Source organism: Clavibacter sepedonicus (assembly GCF_000069225.1).
Lineage (GTDB): Bacteria > Actinomycetota > Actinomycetes > Actinomycetales > Microbacteriaceae > Clavibacter > Clavibacter sepedonicus.
In genome coordinates, this window is sequence record NC_010407.1 from 60,228 (window position 1) to 80,613 (window position 20,386).

General features: G+C 74.2%; 15 protein-coding genes. All 15 read left to right on the forward strand.

Annotated features, from left to right (window positions below; all coding sequences use genetic code 11):
* Positions 1-3 precede the first annotated feature (3 nt).
* Positions 4-1,887, forward strand: a complete 1,884-nt coding sequence (recQ, locus tag CMS_RS00280; RefSeq protein WP_049791874.1) for a DNA helicase RecQ — start codon at positions 4-6, stop codon at positions 1,885-1,887.
* 414 nt (positions 1,888-2,301) lie between these two features.
* Positions 2,302-4,311, forward strand: coding sequence for a glycoside hydrolase family 127 protein (locus CMS_RS00285; protein ID WP_012297544.1), 2,010 nt, complete (start codon positions 2,302-2,304; stop codon positions 4,309-4,311).
* Between the two features lie 146 nt (positions 4,312-4,457).
* Positions 4,458-6,140, forward strand: coding sequence for an ABC transporter substrate-binding protein (locus tag CMS_RS00290; protein ID WP_041464248.1), 1,683 nt, complete (start codon positions 4,458-4,460; stop codon positions 6,138-6,140).
* A 3-nt stretch (positions 6,141-6,143) separates the two neighbouring features.
* On the forward strand, positions 6,144-7,106 hold the full coding sequence (locus CMS_RS00295; protein ID WP_012297546.1) for an ABC transporter permease: 963 nt from the start codon (positions 6,144-6,146) through the stop codon (positions 7,104-7,106).
* Positions 7,103-8,095: an ABC transporter permease gene (locus CMS_RS00300; RefSeq protein WP_012297547.1), complete on the forward strand. Its 993-nt coding sequence runs from the start codon at positions 7,103-7,105 to the stop codon at positions 8,093-8,095. Before CMS_RS00295 ends, CMS_RS00300 begins: the two co-directional genes overlap by 4 nt.
* A complete protein-coding gene (locus CMS_RS00305) occupies positions 8,092-8,958 on the forward strand; it encodes an ABC transporter ATP-binding protein (protein WP_012297548.1) in 867 nt (288 codons plus the stop codon). The genes CMS_RS00300 and CMS_RS00305 overlap by 4 nt, the downstream gene beginning before the upstream one ends.
* Complete coding sequence (locus tag CMS_RS00310; RefSeq protein ID WP_012297549.1) at positions 8,955-9,890, forward strand: ATP-binding cassette domain-containing protein; 936 nt, start codon at positions 8,955-8,957, stop codon at positions 9,888-9,890. The genes CMS_RS00305 and CMS_RS00310 overlap by 4 nt, the downstream gene beginning before the upstream one ends.
* A complete protein-coding gene (locus CMS_RS00315) occupies positions 9,887-11,194 on the forward strand; it encodes an alpha/beta fold hydrolase (RefSeq protein ID WP_012297550.1) in 1,308 nt (435 codons plus the stop codon). The genes CMS_RS00310 and CMS_RS00315 overlap by 4 nt, the downstream gene beginning before the upstream one ends.
* Positions 11,191-12,651: an aminopeptidase P family protein gene (locus CMS_RS00320; protein ID WP_012297551.1), complete on the forward strand. Its 1,461-nt coding sequence runs from the start codon at positions 11,191-11,193 to the stop codon at positions 12,649-12,651. The genes CMS_RS00315 and CMS_RS00320 overlap by 4 nt, the downstream gene beginning before the upstream one ends.
* A gap of 19 nt (positions 12,652-12,670) precedes the next feature.
* Positions 12,671-14,728 carry an FAD-dependent oxidoreductase gene (locus CMS_RS18210; protein ID WP_012297552.1) on the forward strand — a complete coding sequence of 686 codons (2,058 nt, stop codon included), beginning with the start codon at positions 12,671-12,673 and terminating at the stop codon, positions 14,726-14,728.
* Complete coding sequence (locus tag CMS_RS00330) at positions 14,725-15,078, forward strand: (2Fe-2S)-binding protein (protein ID WP_041464249.1); 354 nt, start codon at positions 14,725-14,727, stop codon at positions 15,076-15,078. The genes CMS_RS18210 and CMS_RS00330 overlap by 4 nt, the downstream gene beginning before the upstream one ends.
* Entirely contained in the window at positions 15,075-16,751 is a 1,677-nt protein-coding gene (locus CMS_RS00335; RefSeq protein ID WP_041464250.1) for an FAD/NAD(P)-dependent oxidoreductase, read from the forward strand. The genes CMS_RS00330 and CMS_RS00335 overlap by 4 nt, the downstream gene beginning before the upstream one ends.
* Positions 16,748-17,665: a dihydrodipicolinate synthase family protein gene (locus CMS_RS00340; RefSeq protein WP_012297554.1), complete on the forward strand. Its 918-nt coding sequence runs from the start codon at positions 16,748-16,750 to the stop codon at positions 17,663-17,665. The genes CMS_RS00335 and CMS_RS00340 overlap by 4 nt, the downstream gene beginning before the upstream one ends.
* Positions 17,666-17,672: 7 nt before the next feature.
* Entirely contained in the window at positions 17,673-18,674 is a 1,002-nt protein-coding gene (locus CMS_RS00345) for a proline racemase family protein (protein ID WP_012297555.1), read from the forward strand.
* Positions 18,675-18,700: 26 nt separating this feature from the next.
* Positions 18,701-20,212 carry an aldehyde dehydrogenase (NADP(+)) gene (locus CMS_RS00350; protein WP_012297556.1) on the forward strand — a complete coding sequence of 504 codons (1,512 nt, stop codon included), beginning with the start codon at positions 18,701-18,703 and terminating at the stop codon, positions 20,210-20,212.
* Positions 20,213-20,386 lie beyond the last annotated feature (174 nt).

A 20,386-nucleotide genomic window follows, 5' to 3' on the forward strand; every position in this document is an offset into this window, starting at 1 on the left:
CTGATGACCTCCACCCCTCCCGCTCCCGCCTCGACCGGCGGCGGCACCGCGCTGGCCCCCGCCCTCGAGCGCCTCGGCACGGTCTTCGGGTACGACGCGTTCCGCGGCGACCAGCAGGAGATCGTCGAGCACGTCATCGGCGGCGGCGACGCCCTCGTGCTCATGCCCACGGGCGGCGGCAAGTCGCTCTGCTACCAGATCCCGAGCCTCGTCCGCGAGGGCACCGGCGTCGTCATCTCGCCCCTCATCGCGCTCATGCAGGACCAGGTCGACGCGCTGCGCGCCGTCGGCGTCCGCGCCGCGTTCCTCAACTCCACGCAGGACCTCGAGACCAGCCGCGAGGTCGAGCGCGCCCTCCTCGACGGCGACCTCGACCTGCTCTACCTCGCGCCCGAGCGCCTCATCCTCGACCGGATGGGCCGCCTCCTCGACGAGGCGCGCATCGCCCTGTTCGCCATCGACGAGGCGCACTGCGTCTCCCAGTGGGGCCACGACTTCCGCAAGGACTACCTGGCGCTGTCGATGCTCCAGGAGCGCTGGCCCGAGGTGCCGCGCATCGCGCTCACCGCGACGGCCAACGAGGCCACGCACGCCGACATCACCGCGCGCCTCGGCTTGGAGGACGCGCGCCACTTCGTCTCCTCGTTCGACCGGCCGAACATCCGCTACCGCATCGTGCCCAAGGCCGAGCCGCGCAAGCAGCTGGTGGACCTCATCCGCACCGAGCACGCGGGCGACGCGGGCATCGTCTACTGCCTCTCCCGCAAGACCGTCGAGCAGACGGCCGAGGCGCTGAACAAGCAGGGGATCACCGCGCTGCCGTACCACGCGGGCCTCGACGCCGCCGTCCGGCAGCGCAACCAGGCCCGCTTCCTCCGCGAGGACGGCATCGTCATGTGCGCCACCATCGCGTTCGGCATGGGCATCGACAAGCCCGACGTGCGCTTCGTCGCCCACATCGACCTGCCCAAGTCCATCGAGGGCTACTACCAGGAGACCGGGCGCGCGGGCCGCGACGGCCTGCCGTCCACCGCCTGGCTCGCCTACGGACTGCAGGACGTCGTGCAGCAGCGTCGCATGATCGACCAGTCCGAGGGCGATGCGCAGCACCGCCGCCGGCTGTCGCAGCACCTCGACGCGATGCTCGCGCTCTGCGAGACGGTCGGCTGCCGCCGGGTGCAGCTCCTGCGCTACTTCAGCGAGGAGACGGGTCCGTGCGGCAACTGCGACACGTGCCTCGAACCCGTCGAGACGTGGGATGCGACGGTGCCGTCGCAGAAGCTGCTGTCCACCGTCGTGCGGCTGCAGCGCGAGCGGAACCAGCGTTTCGGCGCGGCGCACCTCATCGACATCCTGCTCGGCAACGAGACCGACCGCGTCCGCCAGCAGGGGCACGACCAGCTCGCCACGTTCGGCATCGGCGGCGAGCTCACCGACGTGCAGTGGCGCGGCGTGGTCCGGCAGCTGCTGGCCCAGGGCCTCCTCGGCGTGAGCGACGACGGCTACGGCACCCTCGTCATCACCCCGGGCAGCGGCGACGTGCTCACCGGATCCCGGCAGGTGCCCATGCGGCAGGAGCCCGAACGCATCGTGCGCGGGCGCGGCACCCGCACCACGCGCAGCAAGGGCGGCCAGGTGGTGGACCTGCCCGAGGAGGCGCAGGGCCTCTTCGAGGAGCTCCGCGCGTGGCGCTCCGAGCAGGCCAAGGAGCAGGGCGTGCCCGCGTACGTGGTGTTCGCCGACGTCACCCTGCGCGAGGTCGCGACCGTGCGCCCGCAGGACCTCGGTCAGCTCGCGGGCATCACGGGCGTCGGCCAGAAGAAGCTCGACACGTACGGCGAGGGGCTGCTCGCGGTCGTCGCCGCCGGATCCGTCGCGGCCGACTAGCGCGTCGGCCGACCAGGGCGCCGGCCGATGGGGGCTTCGGCAGACCAGGGCGACCGTCGGCCGGCCCGGGGCGGGGAGGAGACCCGGTCCCGAGCCTCGAGGGCTGCGGGACCGAGCCGCGCTCACGGCCGACTTTTACCCGAAGACCGGCCCGGCGCTGGCGGGACAGCTCACCCGAAGAGCTGTCGCCGTTGCCCACGATCGTACTGGTCCGGCTGCGCGCTCCTCGCGGGCTGTGGGGAGCGGACGCGGCGTGCTAGCGGGATGCTCCGGAGGCGGCCGGGCGATCGGACCCGCATGTAAACAGCGTGTAACGGGAGGCCGCAAACGCTTCATCGGGATTGCCAACACCGTATGGCGTATTTGTAATATGTCACCTACCACCGGCTGCTCGAGGCCGGACGAGGGAGCGCCATGGCAGTGACCGGAGCAGATGCGGATGCTATCCGCACGGGCGCGCGCCGCGGGGCCGTCCTCCCCACCACGGGATCCCGCAGCCCGCTGGGCGCCGATGCCGTCACCCTCGGCGGCGGCCTGCTCGGGGCCTGGCAGGAGCGCAACCGCTCCCGCACCATCCCCCACGCCATCGCGTCGATGACCGCCGCCGGCAACCTCGACGACCTCCGTGCGGTCGTCGACGGGCCGGGCGAGCGGCCCGCGCCGCGCTACCCGTTCCTCGACACCGACGTCTACAAGACCCTCGAGGGCATCGCCTGCGAGGTCGGCCGGGGCACCGCGAGCGCCGAGATGCGCGCCTTCCTCGCCGAGGCCACGGACGTGCTCGAGCGCGTGCAGGCGGAGGACGGCTACATCGGCTCGTACGTGCAGCGGCCCGGATCCGAGCGCGCGCCCTGGTCCGACCTCGCCTGGGGCCATGAGCTCTACAACCTCGGGCACCTCATCCAGGCCGCGATCGCCGACTCCCGCCAGGGCGGCGACGGCCGGCTCCTCGCCGTGGCGCGCCGCTTCGCCGACGCCGCGGTCCGCGCGTTCGGACCGGGCGGACGCGTCGAGGTCTGCGGGCACCCCGAGGTCGAGATGGCGCTCGTCGAGCTGTTCCGCGAGACGGGGGAGCGGGCGTACCTCGACCTCGCCGCCGCGTTCGTCGACCGTCGCGGGCACGGCACGGTGGCGACGCGGATCTTCCCCGCCGAGTACTTCCAGGACGCCCACCCCTTCCGTGAGATGCCCGCCGTCACGGGCCACGCCGTCCGCATGGCCTACCTCGCCGCCGGTGCCACGGACGTGGCCCTCGAGACGGGCGACGACGAGCTGCTCGCCGCATCCGTCCGCCTGTTCGACGACGCGGTGCGCACGCGGCTCTACGTGACGGGCGGACTCGGCAGCCGCCACTCGGACGAGGCGATCGGCGACGCGTACGAGCTGCCGAGCGAGCGCTCCTACAGCGAGACCTGCGCCGCCATCGCCGTGATGCAGTGGGCGTGGCGCCTCTTCCTCGCGACCGGCGAGCCCCGCTTCCTCGACACGCACGAGACCGTGCTGCTGAACGCCTACGCGGTGGGCCTCTCCGCCGACGGCACGGGCTTCTTCTACGACAACCCGTTGCAGCGCCGCCCCGACCACCACGCGCAGTCGGGCGCCGAGACCGAGGGCGAGCTGATGCGCCGCCCGTGGTTCACCTGCCCGTGCTGCCCGCCGAACATCGTGCGCTGGATGAGCGAGCTGCAGGACCACGTCGCGGTGCAGGACGGCGACGACCTCGTGATCGCCCACCCGACCGCGTGCGTGATCCGCACCGACGCGCTCGACGTGCGCGTGACGACCGCGTACCCATGGGACGGCGCCGTGCGCGTCGAGGTGCTGCGCGCATCCGGGGCCGAGAGCGGCATCGTGCTGCGTCGTCCGGGCTGGTGCCGGTCCGCGACCGCGGTCGTGCAGGGGGTCGACGGATCCGTCGCCGAGGTCGACGCATCGGCTCCCGATCGGTGGATCCGCGCCTCCCGCGCCTGGTCCGCGGGCGACGCGCTCGTGGTAGAGCTCGACATGCCCGTGCGCGCCCTCGGCTCCCACCCGCACCTCGACGCCACCCGGGGGACCCTCGCGGTGGCGCGCGGCCCGATCGTCTTCGCCGTCGAGCAGGAGGACGCCGGCGCACCCGTCGACGACCTGCTCCTCGACCCGCGCGACCTGGCGGAGGCACGGACCGTGCCGCTCCCGCTCGCCGCGCCGTGGGGTCCTGCGTCGGACGCGGCAACCGCCGCCGACCCGGGCGTCGCGCTCGCCGTGCGCCTCCGCCGCGCGCTCCCCGCGCCGGACGAGCTCTACCCCGAGGTCGTCCCCGGAACCGCAGCTCCCGCCGCGTCGGCCGATCCCGTCGACGCCGTGCTCGTGCCGTACGCCCTGTGGGGCAACCGGTCGCCGGGCGCGATGCGGGTCTGGATCCGCGCCGCCGACACCGGCTGAGCCGCCGTCCGCGCGCACGCCACCCGGATCCACCCGATCCGGGGCGATGGCGCGCACCTCCGCTTCCCATCCCCTCCCATCGCACGACCCCGTCCGTCATTCCCCACCCGGTGCGCCTCGGCCGCCATCCACGAAACGAGAGTCCGATGAACAGACGAATCACCGCCGTCGGGCTGGCCGTCGCCGCCAGCCTCGCCCTCACCTCCTGCGCCGGCGCCGGCGGAGGAGCCGCGGCAGGCGGCGTCACCGGTCCTGCCGACACCGGCGGCACCATGCAGGTGCTCGCCAGCACCGACTTCTCGCATCTCGACCCGGAGATGGGCTACGACACCGGTGTCCAGGACCTCTACCGGCTCATCTACCGGACGCTCACCACCGCGACCGGCAAGGACGGCGCCACGATCGGGCCGGACCTCGCGACCGACACGGGCACGCCCAACGCCGACGCCACCGTGTGGACGTTCACGCTCAAGGACGGCCTCAAGTTCGAGGACGGCTCACCCATCACCAGCGAGTCCGTCAAGTTCGGCGTCGAGCGGTCCTTCGACCCGGCGCTCGCGATCGGCACGCCGTACACCCGGCTCTACCTGGCGGGTGGCGAGTCGTACAAGGGCCCCTACCAGTCGGGCGACCTCTCCTCGATCGAGACGCCGGACGAGAAGACCATCGTCTTCCACCTGAACCGCTCCGTCCCGGAGTTCTCGAGCGTCGCCGCGCAGAGCACCTTGACGCCGTTCCCGGCCGACAAGGACAAGGTGACGGTCACGAGCATGGACCAGCAGCCCATCGCGTCCGGGCCGTACCGGGTCACCGCCCGCACGGCCGGCTCCTCCCTCACCCTCGAGCGCAACCCCGAGTGGGACCAGTCGACCGACGGTGTGCGGACGGCCAAGCCCGACAAGTGGCAGTTCACCGTGGGCCTCGACCAGGCGACCATCGACGAGCGCTTGCTCGCCAACCAGGGCGACGACAAGAACGCGATCGCGTACACGATCACCGCGGCGAGCGTCTCCCGCATCCAGACCCCGCAGATCAAGGCGCGCACGGTCACCGGCGACCAGGCCTGCACCACGTACCTCGGCCTCAACACGACCAAGCCGCACCTCGACGACGTGCGCGTCCGGCAGGCGATCTCCTATGCGATCGACAAGAAGTCGCTCGCCGACGTCGCCGGCGGCCCGTCCATCGCCGAGCCCGCGTCCACGATGCTCACCCCGTCCATCCCGGGCCACAAGGACTTCGACCTCTACCCGAGCACCGACAGCGCGGGTGACGTCGACAAGGCGAAGGCGCTGCTCGCTGAGGCGGGCGTCCCGCAGGGCTTCACGATGACCCTGGACGTGCGCAACCTGCCCTCCGCGCAGAAGCAGGCCGAGGCGCTCCAGCAGTCGCTCGCCAAGGTGGGCATCACCGTCGAGTTCAACATCATCGACACGGCGACCTACTACGAGACCATCGGCACCCCCTCGCAGCAGCACGACGCCGCCGTCACCGGCTGGTGCCCGGACTGGCTGTCGCCCAGCACGGTGCTCCCGACGCTGTTCGACGGACGCCAGATCAGCGACAAGGGCAACAACGACCTCTCCCAGCTGAACGATGCCGCGGTCAATGCCAAGATCGATGAGGTCTCCGCCATGACGGACCTCGACGCGGCGAAGACCGCGTGGGGGGACCTCGACGAGCAGATCCAGCAGCTCGCCCCGACCGTGCCGCTCCTCTTCGCGCAGTCCGTGCTCGTCGTCGGCGAGAACGTGCGGAACGCGTACTCGAGCCCCCTGTTCGCGGGCGGCATCGACTACGCCACCATCGGCCTCCACACGGGGAAGTAGGCGGTGACCGCCACCCTCCAGGGCGCCAGCGCGCCCGACACGGCCTCCGCGTACCCGACGGGACGGCCGCCCGCCGTCACGCCGGCGAAGCGCGTGGTCGCGGCCCTCCGGTCGACGCCGTCCGTCATCGCCAGCGCCGTGTTCCTGGTGCTGGTCCTGGTGCTCGCGGTGTTCGCGCCGCTCCTGTCCGGGATCACCGGCTGGGGCCCCACGACCTTCGACGCGACGGCCGTCGACCCCGTCCTCGGCGGTCTGCCCATCGGCCCGTTCGGCGGCGTCAGCGCGCAGCACTGGTTCGGCGTCGAGCCGCAGAACGGGCGCGACATCTTCGCCCGGATCGCGTACGGCGCCCGGGTGTCCATGCTCATCGCGGTCTCCGCGACGGTCGTCACCACGGCCGTCGGCGTCATCGCGGGGATGGTCGCCGGCTACTACGGCGGCATCGTCGACCAGATCGTGTCGCGGGTCATGGACTTCCTCATGGCGTTCCCCGCGCTGATCTTCATCATCGCGGTCCTGTCGGCCCTGCCCGCGGGCAACCGGCCGGCGCTGCTCGTCCTGGTGCTCAGCGTCTTCGGCTGGCCGTACACGGCGCGCATCGTGCGCGGCCAGACCATGACGCTCCGCACGCGCGAGTTCGTGGAGGCGGCCCGGGCGTCCGGCGCCTCCTCCCTGCGCGTGGTCTTCCGCGAGGTGCTGCCGAACCTGCGCGGCACCATCATCGTGCTGGCGACGCTCTCGGTGCCGGGCTACATCGGCACCGAGGCGTCCCTGTCGTTCCTCGGCGTCGGCGTGCTGCCGCCGACGCCGTCGTGGGGCCAGATGATCGCCGACTCGGTGAACTGGTACACGGTCGACCCGGCGTACTTCATCGTGCCGGGCTCGTTCCTCTTCGTCACGGTGCTGTCGTTCACGGTCTTCGGCGACCACCTCCGCACCGCGCTCGAGCAGGGGGAGGCGGCATGATCGGCTACCTCCTCCGCCGCGCGGGCGCCGCGGTCATCGTGCTCGCGCTCATCAGCCTGTTCACCTACGCGATCTTCTTCCTGCTGCAGCCGGACCCCGCCGTCACCATCTGCGGCAAGACCTGCACGCCGGACAAGATCGACTCCATCCGCGCCCTCCTCGGCCTCGACCGGCCCTTCTGGGTGCAGTACGGCGACTTCGTCACGGGGCTGTTCACGGGCCGCACCTACGGCGACGGCCCGACGGCGATCCAGTGCACGGCGCCCTGCCTGGGCTTCAGCTTCCAGACCCAGCAGCCCGTGCTCGACCTGCTGCTGTCGCGACTTCCCGTGAGCATCACCGTCGCGGTCGGCGCGGCGGTCCTCTGGATCCTCTTCGGCGTGGCCGGCGGCCTCGTCAGCGCGATCAAGCAGGGCAGCGTGTGGGACCGGACCGCGATGGCCGGGGCTCTCGTCGGCATCAGCGTGCCGGTGCCCTTCGCTGCGCTGCTCCTCCAGTACGTGCTCGTCGTGCAGCTGCAGGTGCTCCCGTTCCCGCAGTCGGTGGCGTTCAGCGACGACCCGGTCGGGTGGTTCGAGTCGTACATCATGCCGTGGACCGTGCTCGCGCTCGGCTACGCGGCCGTGTACGCGCGCATCGTGCGGGCCAACGTGATCGACACCCTGCAGGAGGACTACCTGCGGACCGCGCGCGCCAAGGGCCTGTCGGCCGCGCTCGTGATCCGTCGCCATGCCCTCCGGCCGTCGCTCACGCCCGTCGTCACGTTGTTCGGCATGGACTTCGCCGGGCTGCTCGGCGGGGCCGTGATCGCCGAGAGCATCTTCGGCCTCAACGGCGTCGGCAAGGTCGCCGCCGACTCCATCGCCAAGAACGACCAGCCCGTCATCATGGGCGTCACGCTCCTCGCCGCGGCCTTCGTGGTCGTCGGGAACGTCGTCGTCGACGTGCTCTACACCGTGCTCGACCCCCGAGTGAGGATCACCGCGTGACCGCCACAGAGACGCACCGCCCGCCCGCCCGCGCCGTCCCCGGGACGCCGCTCCTCGAGGTGGAGCACCTCACCATCGCGTTCCCCACGTCGCGGGGACCGGTCGAGGTCGTGAAGGACCTCTCCTTCCGCGTGGAGCCGGACAGCACCCTCGGCATCGTGGGGGAGTCCGGATCCGGCAAGTCGATGACCTCGCTCGCCGTGATGGGCCTCATCCCGCGCGGCGGCACGGTCACCGGATCCATCAAGCTGGCCGGCGAGGAGCTCGTGGGCCGCACCGACCGGGAGCTGCGGGCCATGCGCGGCGACCGCATGGCGATGGTGTTCCAGGATCCGCTCTCCTCGCTCAACCCCTACTACACGGTGGGGCTGCAGATCGAGGAGGCCTACCGGGCGCATCGCCCCGGCTCCCGGAAGGCCGTGCGCTCGACCGTGGTGGCGGCGCTCGAGCGGGTCGGGATCAAGGAGGCCGCGACGCGCGTGGACCACTACCCGCACCAGTTCTCGGGCGGCATGCGGCAGCGCATCATGATCGCGATGGCGCTGTGCCTCGAGCCCGAGCTGCTCATCGCCGACGAGCCGACCACGGCGCTCGACGTGACGGTGCAGGCGCAGATCCTCGACCTCATGCGCTCCATCCGCGCCGAGACGGGGATGGGCATGCTCGTCATCACCCACGACCTCGCGGTGGTCTCGTCGCTGGCCGACGAGGTGCTCGTCATGCAGCACGGGCACCGCGTGGAGAGCGGCACCACCGAGCGCGTGTTCACCGCGCCGGAGGACCCGTACACGCACGCCCTGCTCGAGGCGATCCCCCGCATCGACGCCGCCTACGACCGCCTGACGACGGGACCCGCCTCATGAGCCCACACGACGCATCCGCCCCCGCGCCCGCCCCGACCGCCACAGCGGCGACGCCCGAGCCCTTCCTCTCCGCGCGCGACCTCACCAAGGAGTACGTGACGCGCGGCGGCCGCGGGCTCCGGCCGCCCGTGCGGCGCTTCCTCGCGGTCGACGGCGTGAGCCTCGACGTGCCGACCGGGCAGACCCTCTCCATCGTGGGCGAGTCCGGATCCGGCAAGTCGACGACCGCGCGCATCATCGCGCACCTGCTCGACCCGACCTCCGGCACGTTCGCGCTGAAGGGCGAGGACATGACGCACGCGAAGGGCGCCGCCCTCCGCGAGTTCCGGCGGCAGGTGCAGGTGGTGTTCCAGGATCCGGCGTCGTCGCTGAACCCGCGGCACACGGTGGAGCAGATCATCAGCGCGCCCCTGCGGTACCAGGGCATCACGACGCCGGGCGGGCACGGGCAGCTCGTGCGCGACCTGCTCGACCGGGTGGGCCTCAACCCCGACCACGCGCAGCGCTATCCCGCGCAGTTCTCGGGCGGGCAGTGCCAGCGCATCGGGATCGCGCGGGCGCTCGCCGTGAGCCCGGGCCTCATCGTGTGCGACGAGGCGGTCTCCGCGCTCGACGTCACGGTGCAGGCGCGCGTCATCGCGCTGCTCCGCGACCTCCAGCGGGAGCGGGGGCTCAGCTACGTCTTCATCGCGCACGACCTCGCCGTCGTGCGGCAGCTCTCCGACCGCGTCGCCGTGATGAGCTCGGGGAAGGTCGTGGAGGAGGGTACGCGCGACGACGTGTTCGAGCGCCCGCAGCACCCGTACACGCGGTCGCTGCTCGACGCCGTGCCGCGCATCGACCCCGAGTGGGATCGCAGGCGGCAGGCCGCGCGCGCCGCGGCCGGCCTCGACACCACCGCCATCGAGACGGCGGGCGGGTCGGCCGCGTGATCGTCGGATCCGCCACCGTCCCCGGCGTCCACGTCACCGACCACGAGATCGAGGTCCCGCTCGACTGGGAGGCGGCGCGCGCCGGCGAGCCCACGTCGACCATCACGGTGTTCGCCCGCGAGCTCGTCGCCCCCGACCGCCGCGGCGACGACCTGCCCGCGCTCCTCTACCTCCAGGGCGGCCCGGGCGGGAAGTCGCCGCGCGTGCTCGACGACGGCGGCTGGATCGGCCACGCCCTCCGCACGCACCGCGTCGTGCTCCTCGACCAGCGCGGCACCGGGCGGAGCACGCCAGTGACGGCGCGCACCATGATCCGGTTCGGCGACGACCACGGGTCGGCTGCCCGGTACCTCGCGCTCTTCCGGGCCGACTCGATCGTGCAGGACGCCGAGGCGCTCCGGCAGCACCTCGAGGGCGGGCGCCGCTGGTCGACGCTCGGCCAGAGCTACGGCGGGTTCCTCACGCTCACCTACCTGTCGCTCGCGCCCGAGGCCCTCTCGGCCTGCTACGTGACCGGCGGGCTCGCCTCGCTCGACCCCGACGCCGAGGAGGTCTACCGCCGGACCTACCCGCGCACGGTCCGGAAGAACGCCGGGTACCACGCGCGCTACCCGGGCGACGTGGGGATCCTGTCCCGGCTCGCCGACCGGCTCCAGGTCGGCGACGTGTCGCTGCCCGACGGCGACGTGCTCACGGTCCGGCGCCTGCAGACCATCGGCATCGACCTCGGCATGGCGCCGGGGAGGGAGCGGATCCACGCGCTGCTGGACGAGGCGCTCGACGACCGCGGCGAGCCCACCGACGTGCTGCTCGCCGAGGTGCTGCGCCTCACCTCGTACGCGGGGAACCCGCTCTTCGCGGCGATGCAGGAGAGCATCTACGCGTCAGGCACCCGGCCCGCGACCGCGTGGGCCGCCGAGCGGGAGCGCGGCCGTCACCCGGCGTTCGCGCCGACCGCCCGGCCGCTGCTGCTCACCGGCGAGATGATGTACCCCTGGATGTTCGACGAGATCCGGCTGCTGCGCCCGTTCCGCGGCGCGGTCGAGGAGATGGCCCGTCGCGACGACTGGCCGGAGCTCTACGACCCGGCCCGGCTCGCCGCCAACGAGGTGCCCATCGCCGCCGCGATCTACCACGACGACATGTACGTGGACGCGCGGCTGCAGCAGGACACGGTCGCGCGCGTGGGCAACGCCCGCGCGTGGATCACGAACGAGCACGAGCACGACGGCCTCGGAGCGCCCGGCGTGCTCGGGCGCCTGATGGACACGATCGCCCGCGATGGAGGAGCACTGCCCCGATGACCGACACGACCCCCGACACCGACCCCGGCGCGGCGCGCGTCCCCTCCACCCCCGAGGACCGCCGCCCGCCGCGCCTCGCGGAGCTGCCCGCCTTCCAGGACCTCATGGCGGGCGGCTGGATCACGCCCGACCGCACGCCGACGACCGTGCCCGGCGCGGTCGAGGCCGGGGCAGCGCACCGCGCCCGGCTGAGCGCCGCGATGCCCGGCGTGACCCTCGCGGTGGTGAGCGGCTACGCGCCCACGCGCAACGACGACTGCCGCTACGCGTTCCGCGCCGACAGCGACTTCGTGTGGCTCACCGGCGTGCAGATCGAGGGCGCCGTGCTCGTGATGCACGCGGTCCCGGGCGGCCACGACGCGGTCCTGCACGTGCCCGCGCCCGCGCATCCGGGGGATCCGCGCTTCTACTCCGACGCCGACCACGGCGAGCTCTGGGTGGGCCCCGCGCCCGCGCACGCCGACTGGCAGGCCGCGCTCGGGATCCCCGTGCGCGACCCCGACCGCATCGCGCGCGACCTCGCGGGCGTCCGCGACGTGCGCCGGGCGGGGGCCGTCACGGGCGTCCCGTCGGCGCTCGCCGACGTGCCCCGCGATCCCGCGCTCGTCGCGACGCTCGGCGAGCTGCGCGTCATCAAGGACGCGTGGGAGATCGAGGAGCTGCGCCGCGCGGTCGACGACACCGTGGAGGGCTTCGCCGAGGTCGTGCGCGCGATCCCGCGGGCGCGGGCGCTCGGCGGCGAGCGCTGGCTGCAGGGCACCTTCGACCGGCACGCGCGCACGGTCGGCACCGGCCCCGGCTATGCCACCATCGTGGGCGGCGGCGGTCACGCGACGACCCTGCACTGGGTGCGCTGCGACGGCCCGATCCGCGACGGCGAGCTCGTGCTGCTCGACATGGGCGTGGAGGCCAGGAGCCTCTACACGGCCGACGTCACCCGCACGATCCCCGTCTCCGGCACCTTCACGCCCGAGCAGCGGCTCGTGCACGACGTCGTGGAGCGCGCCCACCGCGCGGGCCTCGACGCCGTCGCGCCCGGGCGCCCGCTCGTCGACTTCCACCACGCGTCCATGGAGGTGATCGCCCAGGGCCTGCACGACATGGGGATCCTGCCCGTCTCGGTCGACGAGGCGCTCTCGCCCGCCGGGCAGCACCACCGCCGCTGGCTGGTGTGCGGGATCGGGCACCACCTCGGGCTCGACGTGCACGACTGCTCGGGTGCCGGGGTCGCCGGATACGACCGCGCGGTGGAGGCGGGCATGGTGCTGACCGTGGAGCCCGGCCTGTACTTCGCGCCGGACGACGGGATGGTACCGCCCGAGCTCCGGGGCATCGGGGTGCGGATCGAAGACGATATCGTGGTGACGCAGACGGGGTCCGACGTGCTGTCGGACGCGCTGCCGATCGACGCCCGGGGCCTGGAGTCCTGGATGCATGAGCAGCGGTCCCCGTCCTGACCCCAGGAGGAGGACCCGCGTGAGCCTCTCCGCTCTGCGTCCCGCACCCCCGCGCGAGAGCCTGCGCGAGCACGTGCACCAGGCCCTGTCCGCGGCCATCGTCTCGGGCGAGCTGGAGCCGGGCACGCTGATCACCGTGCCCACGCTCGCCGTGCGCTTCGACGTCTCGGCCACGCCCGTCCGCGAGGCGGTGCTCGAGCTGGAGAAGCGCGGGTTCGTCGAGACGGTCCGCAACAAGGGGTTCCGCGTCACGGCCGTGAGCGACGAGGAGCTCGGCCACCTGGTGCAGGTGCGCCAGCTCCTCGAGGCGCCGGCCATGGAGCGGCTCGCCGGGCAGCTCCCGGACGGCGCGCTCCCCGGGCTCGAGGCGCTCGCCGACCGGATCGAGCAGGGCGCGCGCGACGGCGACCTCCGCGCGTACCTCGAGGCGGACCAGGAGTTCCACCTGTCGCTCACGCGCATGCTCGGCAACCCCGTGCTCACCGACGCTATCGCCGACCTCCGCTCGCGCACCCGTCTCGTCGGGCTCGCGTCGATGAAGGAGAGCAGCCTCCTCGACGCCTCGGCCGCCGAGCACCACGAGCTCCTGCGGGCGCTGGTCGCCGGCGACGGGACCGCGGCGCACGAGCTGATGGTGCGGCACATCCGCCACGCCAGCGGGTGGTGGGCGCGGCGAGGACGAGTCGGCCGGGGACGCGGGCGCCGTCCCGGTGGATCCCTCCGACGCCTGATCCGCGCGGCGGTCGCTGCCATTTCCCATCATGGGCGATGTGTGACACATTACTGTCACCGCCCACCACCATCGCCGCCTCCTCGAGGCGCACCCACCCGTGAGAGCAGGGACACCATGACGCGTCACGTGGTCGTCGTGGGCGGGGGCATCGTCGGGGCCGCGTGCGCCCGGTCGCTCGCCCGGGCGGGGATCCGCGTCACCGTCGTCGAGCGCGCCGCCGTCGCCTCCGGCACGAGCGCGCAGGGCGAGGGCAACATCCTCGTGTCCGACAAGGGCCCGGGCGCGGAGCTCGAGCTCGCGCAGCTGGCCGCCCGCCGCTGGCCCGAGGTCGCCGCGGAGCTCGCGGACGAGCTGGGCGACGCGCTCCCGTCCATCGAGTACGAGCCCAAGGGCGGGCTCGTCGTCACGACCACCGACGAGGGCGCGGATCCGCTGCTCGCCTTCGCCGCCACCCAGCGCTCCGCGGGCGTCCAGGCCGTGCCCGTCGACCGCCGTCGGGCCCTCGAGCTCGAGCCGTGGCTCAACCCGGCGATCACCGCGGCCGTGCACTACCCCGAGGACGCGCAGGTGCAGCCCGCCATCGCGACGGAGGCGCTCGCCGCGTCGGCCCGGCGCGCCGGCGCGGTCGTGCGGACGGGCGTCGAGGTCGTCGGCCCGATCCTCGACGCGGACGGCGCCCTCCGCGGCGTGCGGACGAGCGCGGGCGACATCGCCGCCGACGACGTGCTGATCGCCGCAGGCCCCTGGTCGGGCGAGGTGGCCCGCGCGCTCGGCGTCGAGCTGCCCGTGCTGCCGCGGCGCGGGGTCGTGCTCGTGACCACCCGCATGCCGCACCGCATCCGGCACAAGGTCTACGACGGCGACTACGTGGGCGCGGTCGGATCCGGCGACGGCGCGCTGCAGACCTCGGGTGTCGTGGAGTCGACGCCGTCCGGGACCGTGCTCATCGGATCGAGCCGCGAGCGCGTGGGCTTCGACGCGTCGCTGCGCGTAGCGGTGCTCGAGGAGCTCGCGGCGAAGGCCGTGCGGCTCTTCCCCTTCCTCGTGGAGGCGAACGCGATGCGGTCCTACGGCGGCTTCCGTCCGTACCTACCCGACCACCTGCCGGTCGTCGGCCCGGATCCCCGGCTGCCCGGCCTCTGGCACGCGAGCGGGCACGAGGGCGCGGGGATCGGCCTGTCGGTCGCGACCGCCGACCTGATCGCCGCGCAGATGACGGGCGAGACGACCCCGCTCGACGTGCGGCCCTTCTCCGTCGCGCGCGCGTCGCTCGGGCTGCTGATGCCCGGGGCCGCCGCGCCCGGCGCCGCGCTGCCGACCGCCGCCGCCGGGGTGCGCGCATGACGCCGCGGCGCGTGGATCCTGCGCGCGACCCGATCCGCCCGGCGCCGGCCGCGGCCGTGCGGTTCACCGTGGACGGGGATCCCGTCACCGGCGTCCGCGGCCAGACCATCGCGGGTGCGCTGCTCGCCTCCGGCACCCTGGCGTGGCGCACGACCGCGAGCGCGGGCCGCCCGCGCGGGGTCTTCTGCGGGATCGGCGTGTGCTTCGACTGCACCGTCACCGTGAACGGGCTGCCGGACGTGCGGGCGTGCCAGCGCCGTGCCGTCGAGGGCGACGTGGTCGAGACCGGGCCGGGCGCGAGGGTGCCCGACGGGACCGTGCCCGACGAGCGCGCGGGGGAGGCGTCGTGAGCGGCGCGGACGGCCGGCGGCACGTCGTCGTCATCGGCGCGGGACCCGCCGGGCTCGCCGCGGCCGTCGCCGCGCGCGGTCGCGGGGCGCGGGTCACGCTGCTCGACGCGTCCGACGAGCTGGGCGGCCAGTACTGGCGGCACCTGCCGGAGTCGCGGCCGGCGGCGCGCGAGCGGATCCTGCATCACGGCTGGGACGCGTTCACCGCGCTCCGCGGCCGGCTCGCGGCCGACGACGGCTGCGAGATCGTGACGGGCGCGCAGGTGTGGGCGATCGAGCGGCCGACGCCCGACGCCGCCGACGCTGCCGCTGCCGATGCACCCGCCGCCGCCGCTGCCGCCCCCTCGCCGGCCGCCGTCGTCCACGTGCTCGTCGGCCAGGTCGACGGATCCCGCCGCGAGCCCCTGACCCTCCGCCCGGACGCGCTCGTTCTCGCGACCGGCGCGCACGACCGCACGCTGCCGTTCCCCGGCTGGGACCTGCCGGGCGTCTTCACCGCGGGCGCCGCGCAGGCCCTCGCGAAGGGCGAGCGGGTCGCCATCGGGGATCGCGTGATCGTCGCGGGCGCCGGGCCCTTCCTCCTCCCCGTCGCCGTGTCGCTCGTGCAGGCGGGGGCGCGCGTGGTCGGGATCCACGAGGCCGCGCGCGTGCCGTCCCTCGCCCGTGGCTGGCTGCGGTCGCCCGCCGGCCTCGCCCGCGCGCCGCACAAGGCCGCCGAGCTCGCGGGCTACGTCTCCGTGCTGGCGCGCCAGCGCATCGGGTACGCCACGGGCAGCGCGGTCGTCGCCGCGCACGGCACCGACCGCGTCGAGGCGGTGACCGTGCAGCGCCTCGACGCGTCGTGGGCGCCGATCCCGGGCACCGAGCGGCGGATCGCCGTCGACGCCGTGTGCGTCGGCCACGGGTTCACGCCGCGGCTCGAGCTGCCGATCGCGGCCGGCTGCCGCATCGGCGCCCACCGCTTCGTCGAGGTCGACGCGTCGCAGGGCGCCGGGCCCGCGGGCGTCTTCGCGGCCGGCGAGATCACGGGCATCGGGGGAGTGGACCAGGCGCTCGCGGAGGGCGAGGTCGCCGGGCACTGCGCGGCGGGCGGATCCCCGGCCGACGCCGCCGTCGCGTCCGCCGTCCGCCGTCGGGCGGTCGCGCACGACGTGGCCGGCCGCATCGAGGGCGCGCACGGGATCCGCCCCGGCTGGACCGGCTGGCTCCGCGACGACACGCTGGCCTGCCGCTGCGAGGAGGTGCCCGTCGGGCGTCTCCGCGCGACCGCCCGCGCCGCGGAATCCACCGACCTGCGCTCCATGAAGCTCGCGACGCGCGCCGGCCTCGGGATCTGCCAGGGCCGCATCTGCGGGCGGACCGTCGAGCAGCTGCTCGCGGCGGAGGCCCCGGCGTGCGGATCCGGCGCCGACGCACCCGCACCCGCGGCGACCGGCCCCGGTACCGACCGCCGCCCCGTCGCCTCGCCCGTGCGCCTCGGCGAGCTCGCCGCCGCGTACGAGCGCCGCGACGCGGGACCCCCGTCCCTCGCCGCGGCCGCGCCCGGCGTCGACGACCCGCCGCCCGCCGCCGCCCCGCCCGCCGACGCCCCGCCCGCCGGCGTCGCACCGCCGCCCGCGCCCCCGACCACCCCCGCACCTCCCCGCACCACCGACCGGAAGGACACCCCTTGACCGCACCCGCCCTGGACCTCGGAGGCGTCGTCGTCGCCACCACGCTGCCGTTCCGCGAGGACGCATCCGCCCCCGCCGGCCTCGCCGTCGACTACGACGCGTACGCGGCCCACTGCGACTGGCTCATGTCGAACGGCTGCCGCGGCGTCGGCCCGAACGGATCGCTCGGCGAGTACTCGTCGCTCACCGACGAGGAGCGCCGGAAGGTCGTGCAGGTCGCGGTCGAGACCGTGGGCGACCGCGGGATCGTCGTCGCCGGCGTGCACGGCGTCGGCTGGCACCAGGCGAGGAAGTGGGCCGAGATCGCGGCCGAGGACGGCGCCGACGGCGTGCTCCTCCTCCCGCCCACCATCTACCGGGCGAGCGACGACGAGGTCGTCGAGCACTACGCGCGCGTCGACGAGGTGGGCCTGCCGATCATGGCCTACAACAACCCGTTCGACACCAAGGTCGACCTCACGCCGCAGCTCCTCCAGCGGCTCGACGCGCTCGAGAACGTCGTGGCGATCAAGGAGTTCTCGGGCGACATCCGGCGCGTGACGGAGATCCAGGACCTCACGGGCCTCGACGTCATCGCGGGTGCCGACGACCTGCTGCTCGAGTCGCTCATCATGGGCGCCGTCGGCTGGTTCGCGGGCTACCCGAACGCCTTCCCGCGCGAGGCCGTCGAGCTGTACGGGCTCGCGACCAGCGGCCGCATCGAGGAGGCGAAGGAGCTGTACCGCCACCTCGTCCCCGTGTTCCGCTGGGATTCGCGCACCGAGTTCGTGCAGGCCATCAAGCTCTCGATCGACGTCGCCGGCGAGAGCACGGGCGGCCCGACGCGTCCGCCGCGCGCGCCGCTGCCCGCCGCCATCGCGGAGCAGGTCACGCGCGACACGCGCCGCGCGCTTGACCACCTCGCCGGGCGATGATCGACGGATGAGGTCCTCCCGCGTCTTCCACGCCGTCGACTCGCACACGGAGGGCATGCCGACCCGCGTCGTCACGAGCGGGTTCGGCGTGATCCCCGGCTCCACCATGAACGAGCGCCGCCTGCACCTCATCGAGCACCTCGACCACCTGCGGCTCCTGCTCATGACGGAGCCGCGCGGGCACGCGGCGATGAGCGGCGCGATCCTGCAGCCGCCCACGCGCGACGACTGCGACTGGGGCGTCCTCTACATCGAGGTGTCCGGCTGCCTGCCGATGTGCGGCCACGGCACCATCGGCGTCGCGACCGTGCTGGTGGAGACCGGGCTCGTGGAGGTGCAGGAGCCGGTCACCACGATCCGGCTCGACACCCCGGCCGGGCTCGTGATCGCGCGGGTCGACGTGGAGGACGGCCGAGCCGCCTCGGTCACCATCGAGAACGTGCCCTCGTACGTGGAGCGGCTCGACGCCTCGATCGAGGTGCCCGGGTACGGCACCGTCCCGTACAGCCTCGCGTTCGGCGGCAACTTCTACGCGGTCGTCGAGCTCGACGCGCTGGGGCTGCCGTTCGACCGGGAGCGGCAGCAGGAGATCCTCGCCGCGGGGCTCGCGATCATGGGCGCGATCAACGACCAGGACGCGCCGTCGCACCCGGAGATATCCGGTGTCGACCACTGCCACCACGTCGAGTTCCTGGCACCCGGGTCCGACGCGCGGCTGTCGCGGCACGCCATGGCGATCCACCCCGGCTGGTTCGACCGCTCGCCGTGCGGCACCGGCACGTCCGCGCGCATGGCCGAGCTGTGGGCGCGCGGCGAGCTCGCGGTGGGCGACGAGTTCGTGAACGAGTCGTTCATCGGCAGCCGCTTCACCGGCCGGATCCTCCGCGAGACGGCCGTCGCCGGGCGGCCCGCCATCGTCCCCGCCATCACCGGGCGCGCCTGGATCACCGGCATGGGACAGTACCTGCTGGACCCCACCGACCCGTTCCCGAGCGGCTTCCGGTTCTGAACCGCGAGCCCCCACCGAGGAGAGACATGACCCCGCACGAGACCGCCCCGACCACCGACCAGGCCGTGGATCCCGCCGTCGCCGCGACCGTCGACGCCGTCGCCGCGCGCGCCGCCCGGGCCGCCGCACCCCTCGCCGCGCTGGCCCCTGCTGCCCGTGCCCGAGCGCTCGACACCGTCGCCGACGCGCTCGAGGCGATCCGCCCCGAGCTGCTGCCCGTCGCCGAGCGGGAGACCGCGCTCGCGCCCGGCCGCCTCGCCGGCGAGCTGACGCGCACGACCGTGCAGCTCAAGATCCTCGCGGCCGCCGTGCGCGACGGCCGCTACCTCGGCGCGCGCATCGACCACGCGGATCCCGACGCCGCGCCCGCCCCGCGCCCCGACATCCGCCGGTACCTCGTGCCCGTGGGTCCGGTCCTCAACTTCGCGGCGTCGAACTTCCCGTTCGCGTTCTCGGTGGCGGGCGGCGACACGGCGTCGGCGCTCGCGGTCGGCTGCCCCGTGGTCGTGAAGGCGCACCCGGGGCACCCGGAGCTGTCGCGCCGTGTCGCCGAGGCCGCGTCCGCCGCGCTCGTCGAGGCCGGCCTCCCCGAGGGCACGCTGCAGCTCATCGAGGGCGAGGAGGCGGGGCTCGCGATGCTGCGCGACTCGCGGATCCGCGCCGCCACCTTCACGGGATCGCTCCGCGCCGGCCGCTTCCTCGCCGACGTCGCAGCCGCCCGCCCCGACCCGATCCCGTTCTTCGGCGAGCTGGGCAGCGTCAACCCGGTCGTCATCACGGAGCGCGCCGCCGCCGAGCGCGGGGAAGACATCGCCGCCGCCCTCGTGGCGAGCGCCGCCGGATCCGCCGGGCAGCTGTGCACCGCGCCCGGCATCGTGCTGATCCCGGCGGGCCACGGCCTCGACGCCGTCCTCGCGGAGGAGGCCGGCGCGGTCGCGCCGCACGGCATGCTCAACTCCCGGATCGCGGAGGGCTACGCGGGCGGGCGGGCCGCCGCCATCGCGGTCGACGGCGTGCGCCTCGTCGCCGAGGGCCGCGCGCCCGCGGGCGACGACGGATCCGTGACCCCCACCATCGCCGCCGTGGCGCTCGCCGACTTCGAGGCCGAGCGCGAGGTGCTGCGGCACGAGGTGTTCGGCCCGTTCGCGCTCCTCGTCGAGTACCCCGCGGGCACCGACCTCGCCGCCCTCGCCGCTCGCACCTTCGAGGGCGAGTTGACCGCGAGCGTCCACCTCGGCGAGGGCGAGGCCGACGCGGCGACCGCCGAGCTGATCCGCGTGCTGGCCGCCCGCGCCGGCCGCGTGCTCGTCGACGCCTGGCCCACGGGCGTCTCCGTCACCGACGCGCAGCAGCACGGCGGACCCTGGCCCGCCACCACGCTCGACCGCGGCACGAGCGTCGGCACCGCGTCGCTCGACCGTCTGCTCCGCGGCGTCGCGTTCCAGGGCGTCCCGGACGCGCTGCTGCCCGAACCCCTGCGCACCGCGAACCCGTGGGGCGTGCCCCAGCGGGTGAGCGCGCGCGGCGCCCGCGCCTGACGCCGGGATCCGCCGGGCGCCCGCCGCGCTGGCCGCGCGTCCGGGCTCGGCGCGTGCTCCGCTAGCCGCAGGGCCGCCCCGCCGCTGAGGGTTCCCACAACCCGCGACCGCCTGCCGCGGGAGCGCGTTGGAGGCCCGCGACGTGTTTTTCGGCAGGTGGAGGATCCGTGCATA

Coding starts and splice junctions, on each gene's coding strand:
- recQ (WP_049791874.1), top strand. CDS start 4: ATGACCTCCACCCCTCCCGCTCCCGCCTCGACCGGCGGCGGCACCGCG.
- CMS_RS00285 (WP_012297544.1), top strand. CDS start 2,302: ATGGCAGTGACCGGAGCAGATGCGGATGCTATCCGCACGGGCGCGCGC.
- CMS_RS00290 (WP_041464248.1), top strand. CDS start 4,458: ATGAACAGACGAATCACCGCCGTCGGGCTGGCCGTCGCCGCCAGCCTC.
- CMS_RS00300 (WP_012297547.1), top strand. CDS start 7,103: ATGATCGGCTACCTCCTCCGCCGCGCGGGCGCCGCGGTCATCGTGCTC.
- CMS_RS00310 (WP_012297549.1), top strand. CDS start 8,955: ATGAGCCCACACGACGCATCCGCCCCCGCGCCCGCCCCGACCGCCACA.
- CMS_RS00320 (WP_012297551.1), top strand. CDS start 11,191: ATGACCGACACGACCCCCGACACCGACCCCGGCGCGGCGCGCGTCCCC.
- CMS_RS00330 (WP_041464249.1), top strand. CDS start 14,725: ATGACGCCGCGGCGCGTGGATCCTGCGCGCGACCCGATCCGCCCGGCG.
- CMS_RS00345 (WP_012297555.1), top strand. CDS start 17,673: ATGAGGTCCTCCCGCGTCTTCCACGCCGTCGACTCGCACACGGAGGGC.
- CMS_RS00350 (WP_012297556.1), top strand. CDS start 18,701: ATGACCCCGCACGAGACCGCCCCGACCACCGACCAGGCCGTGGATCCC.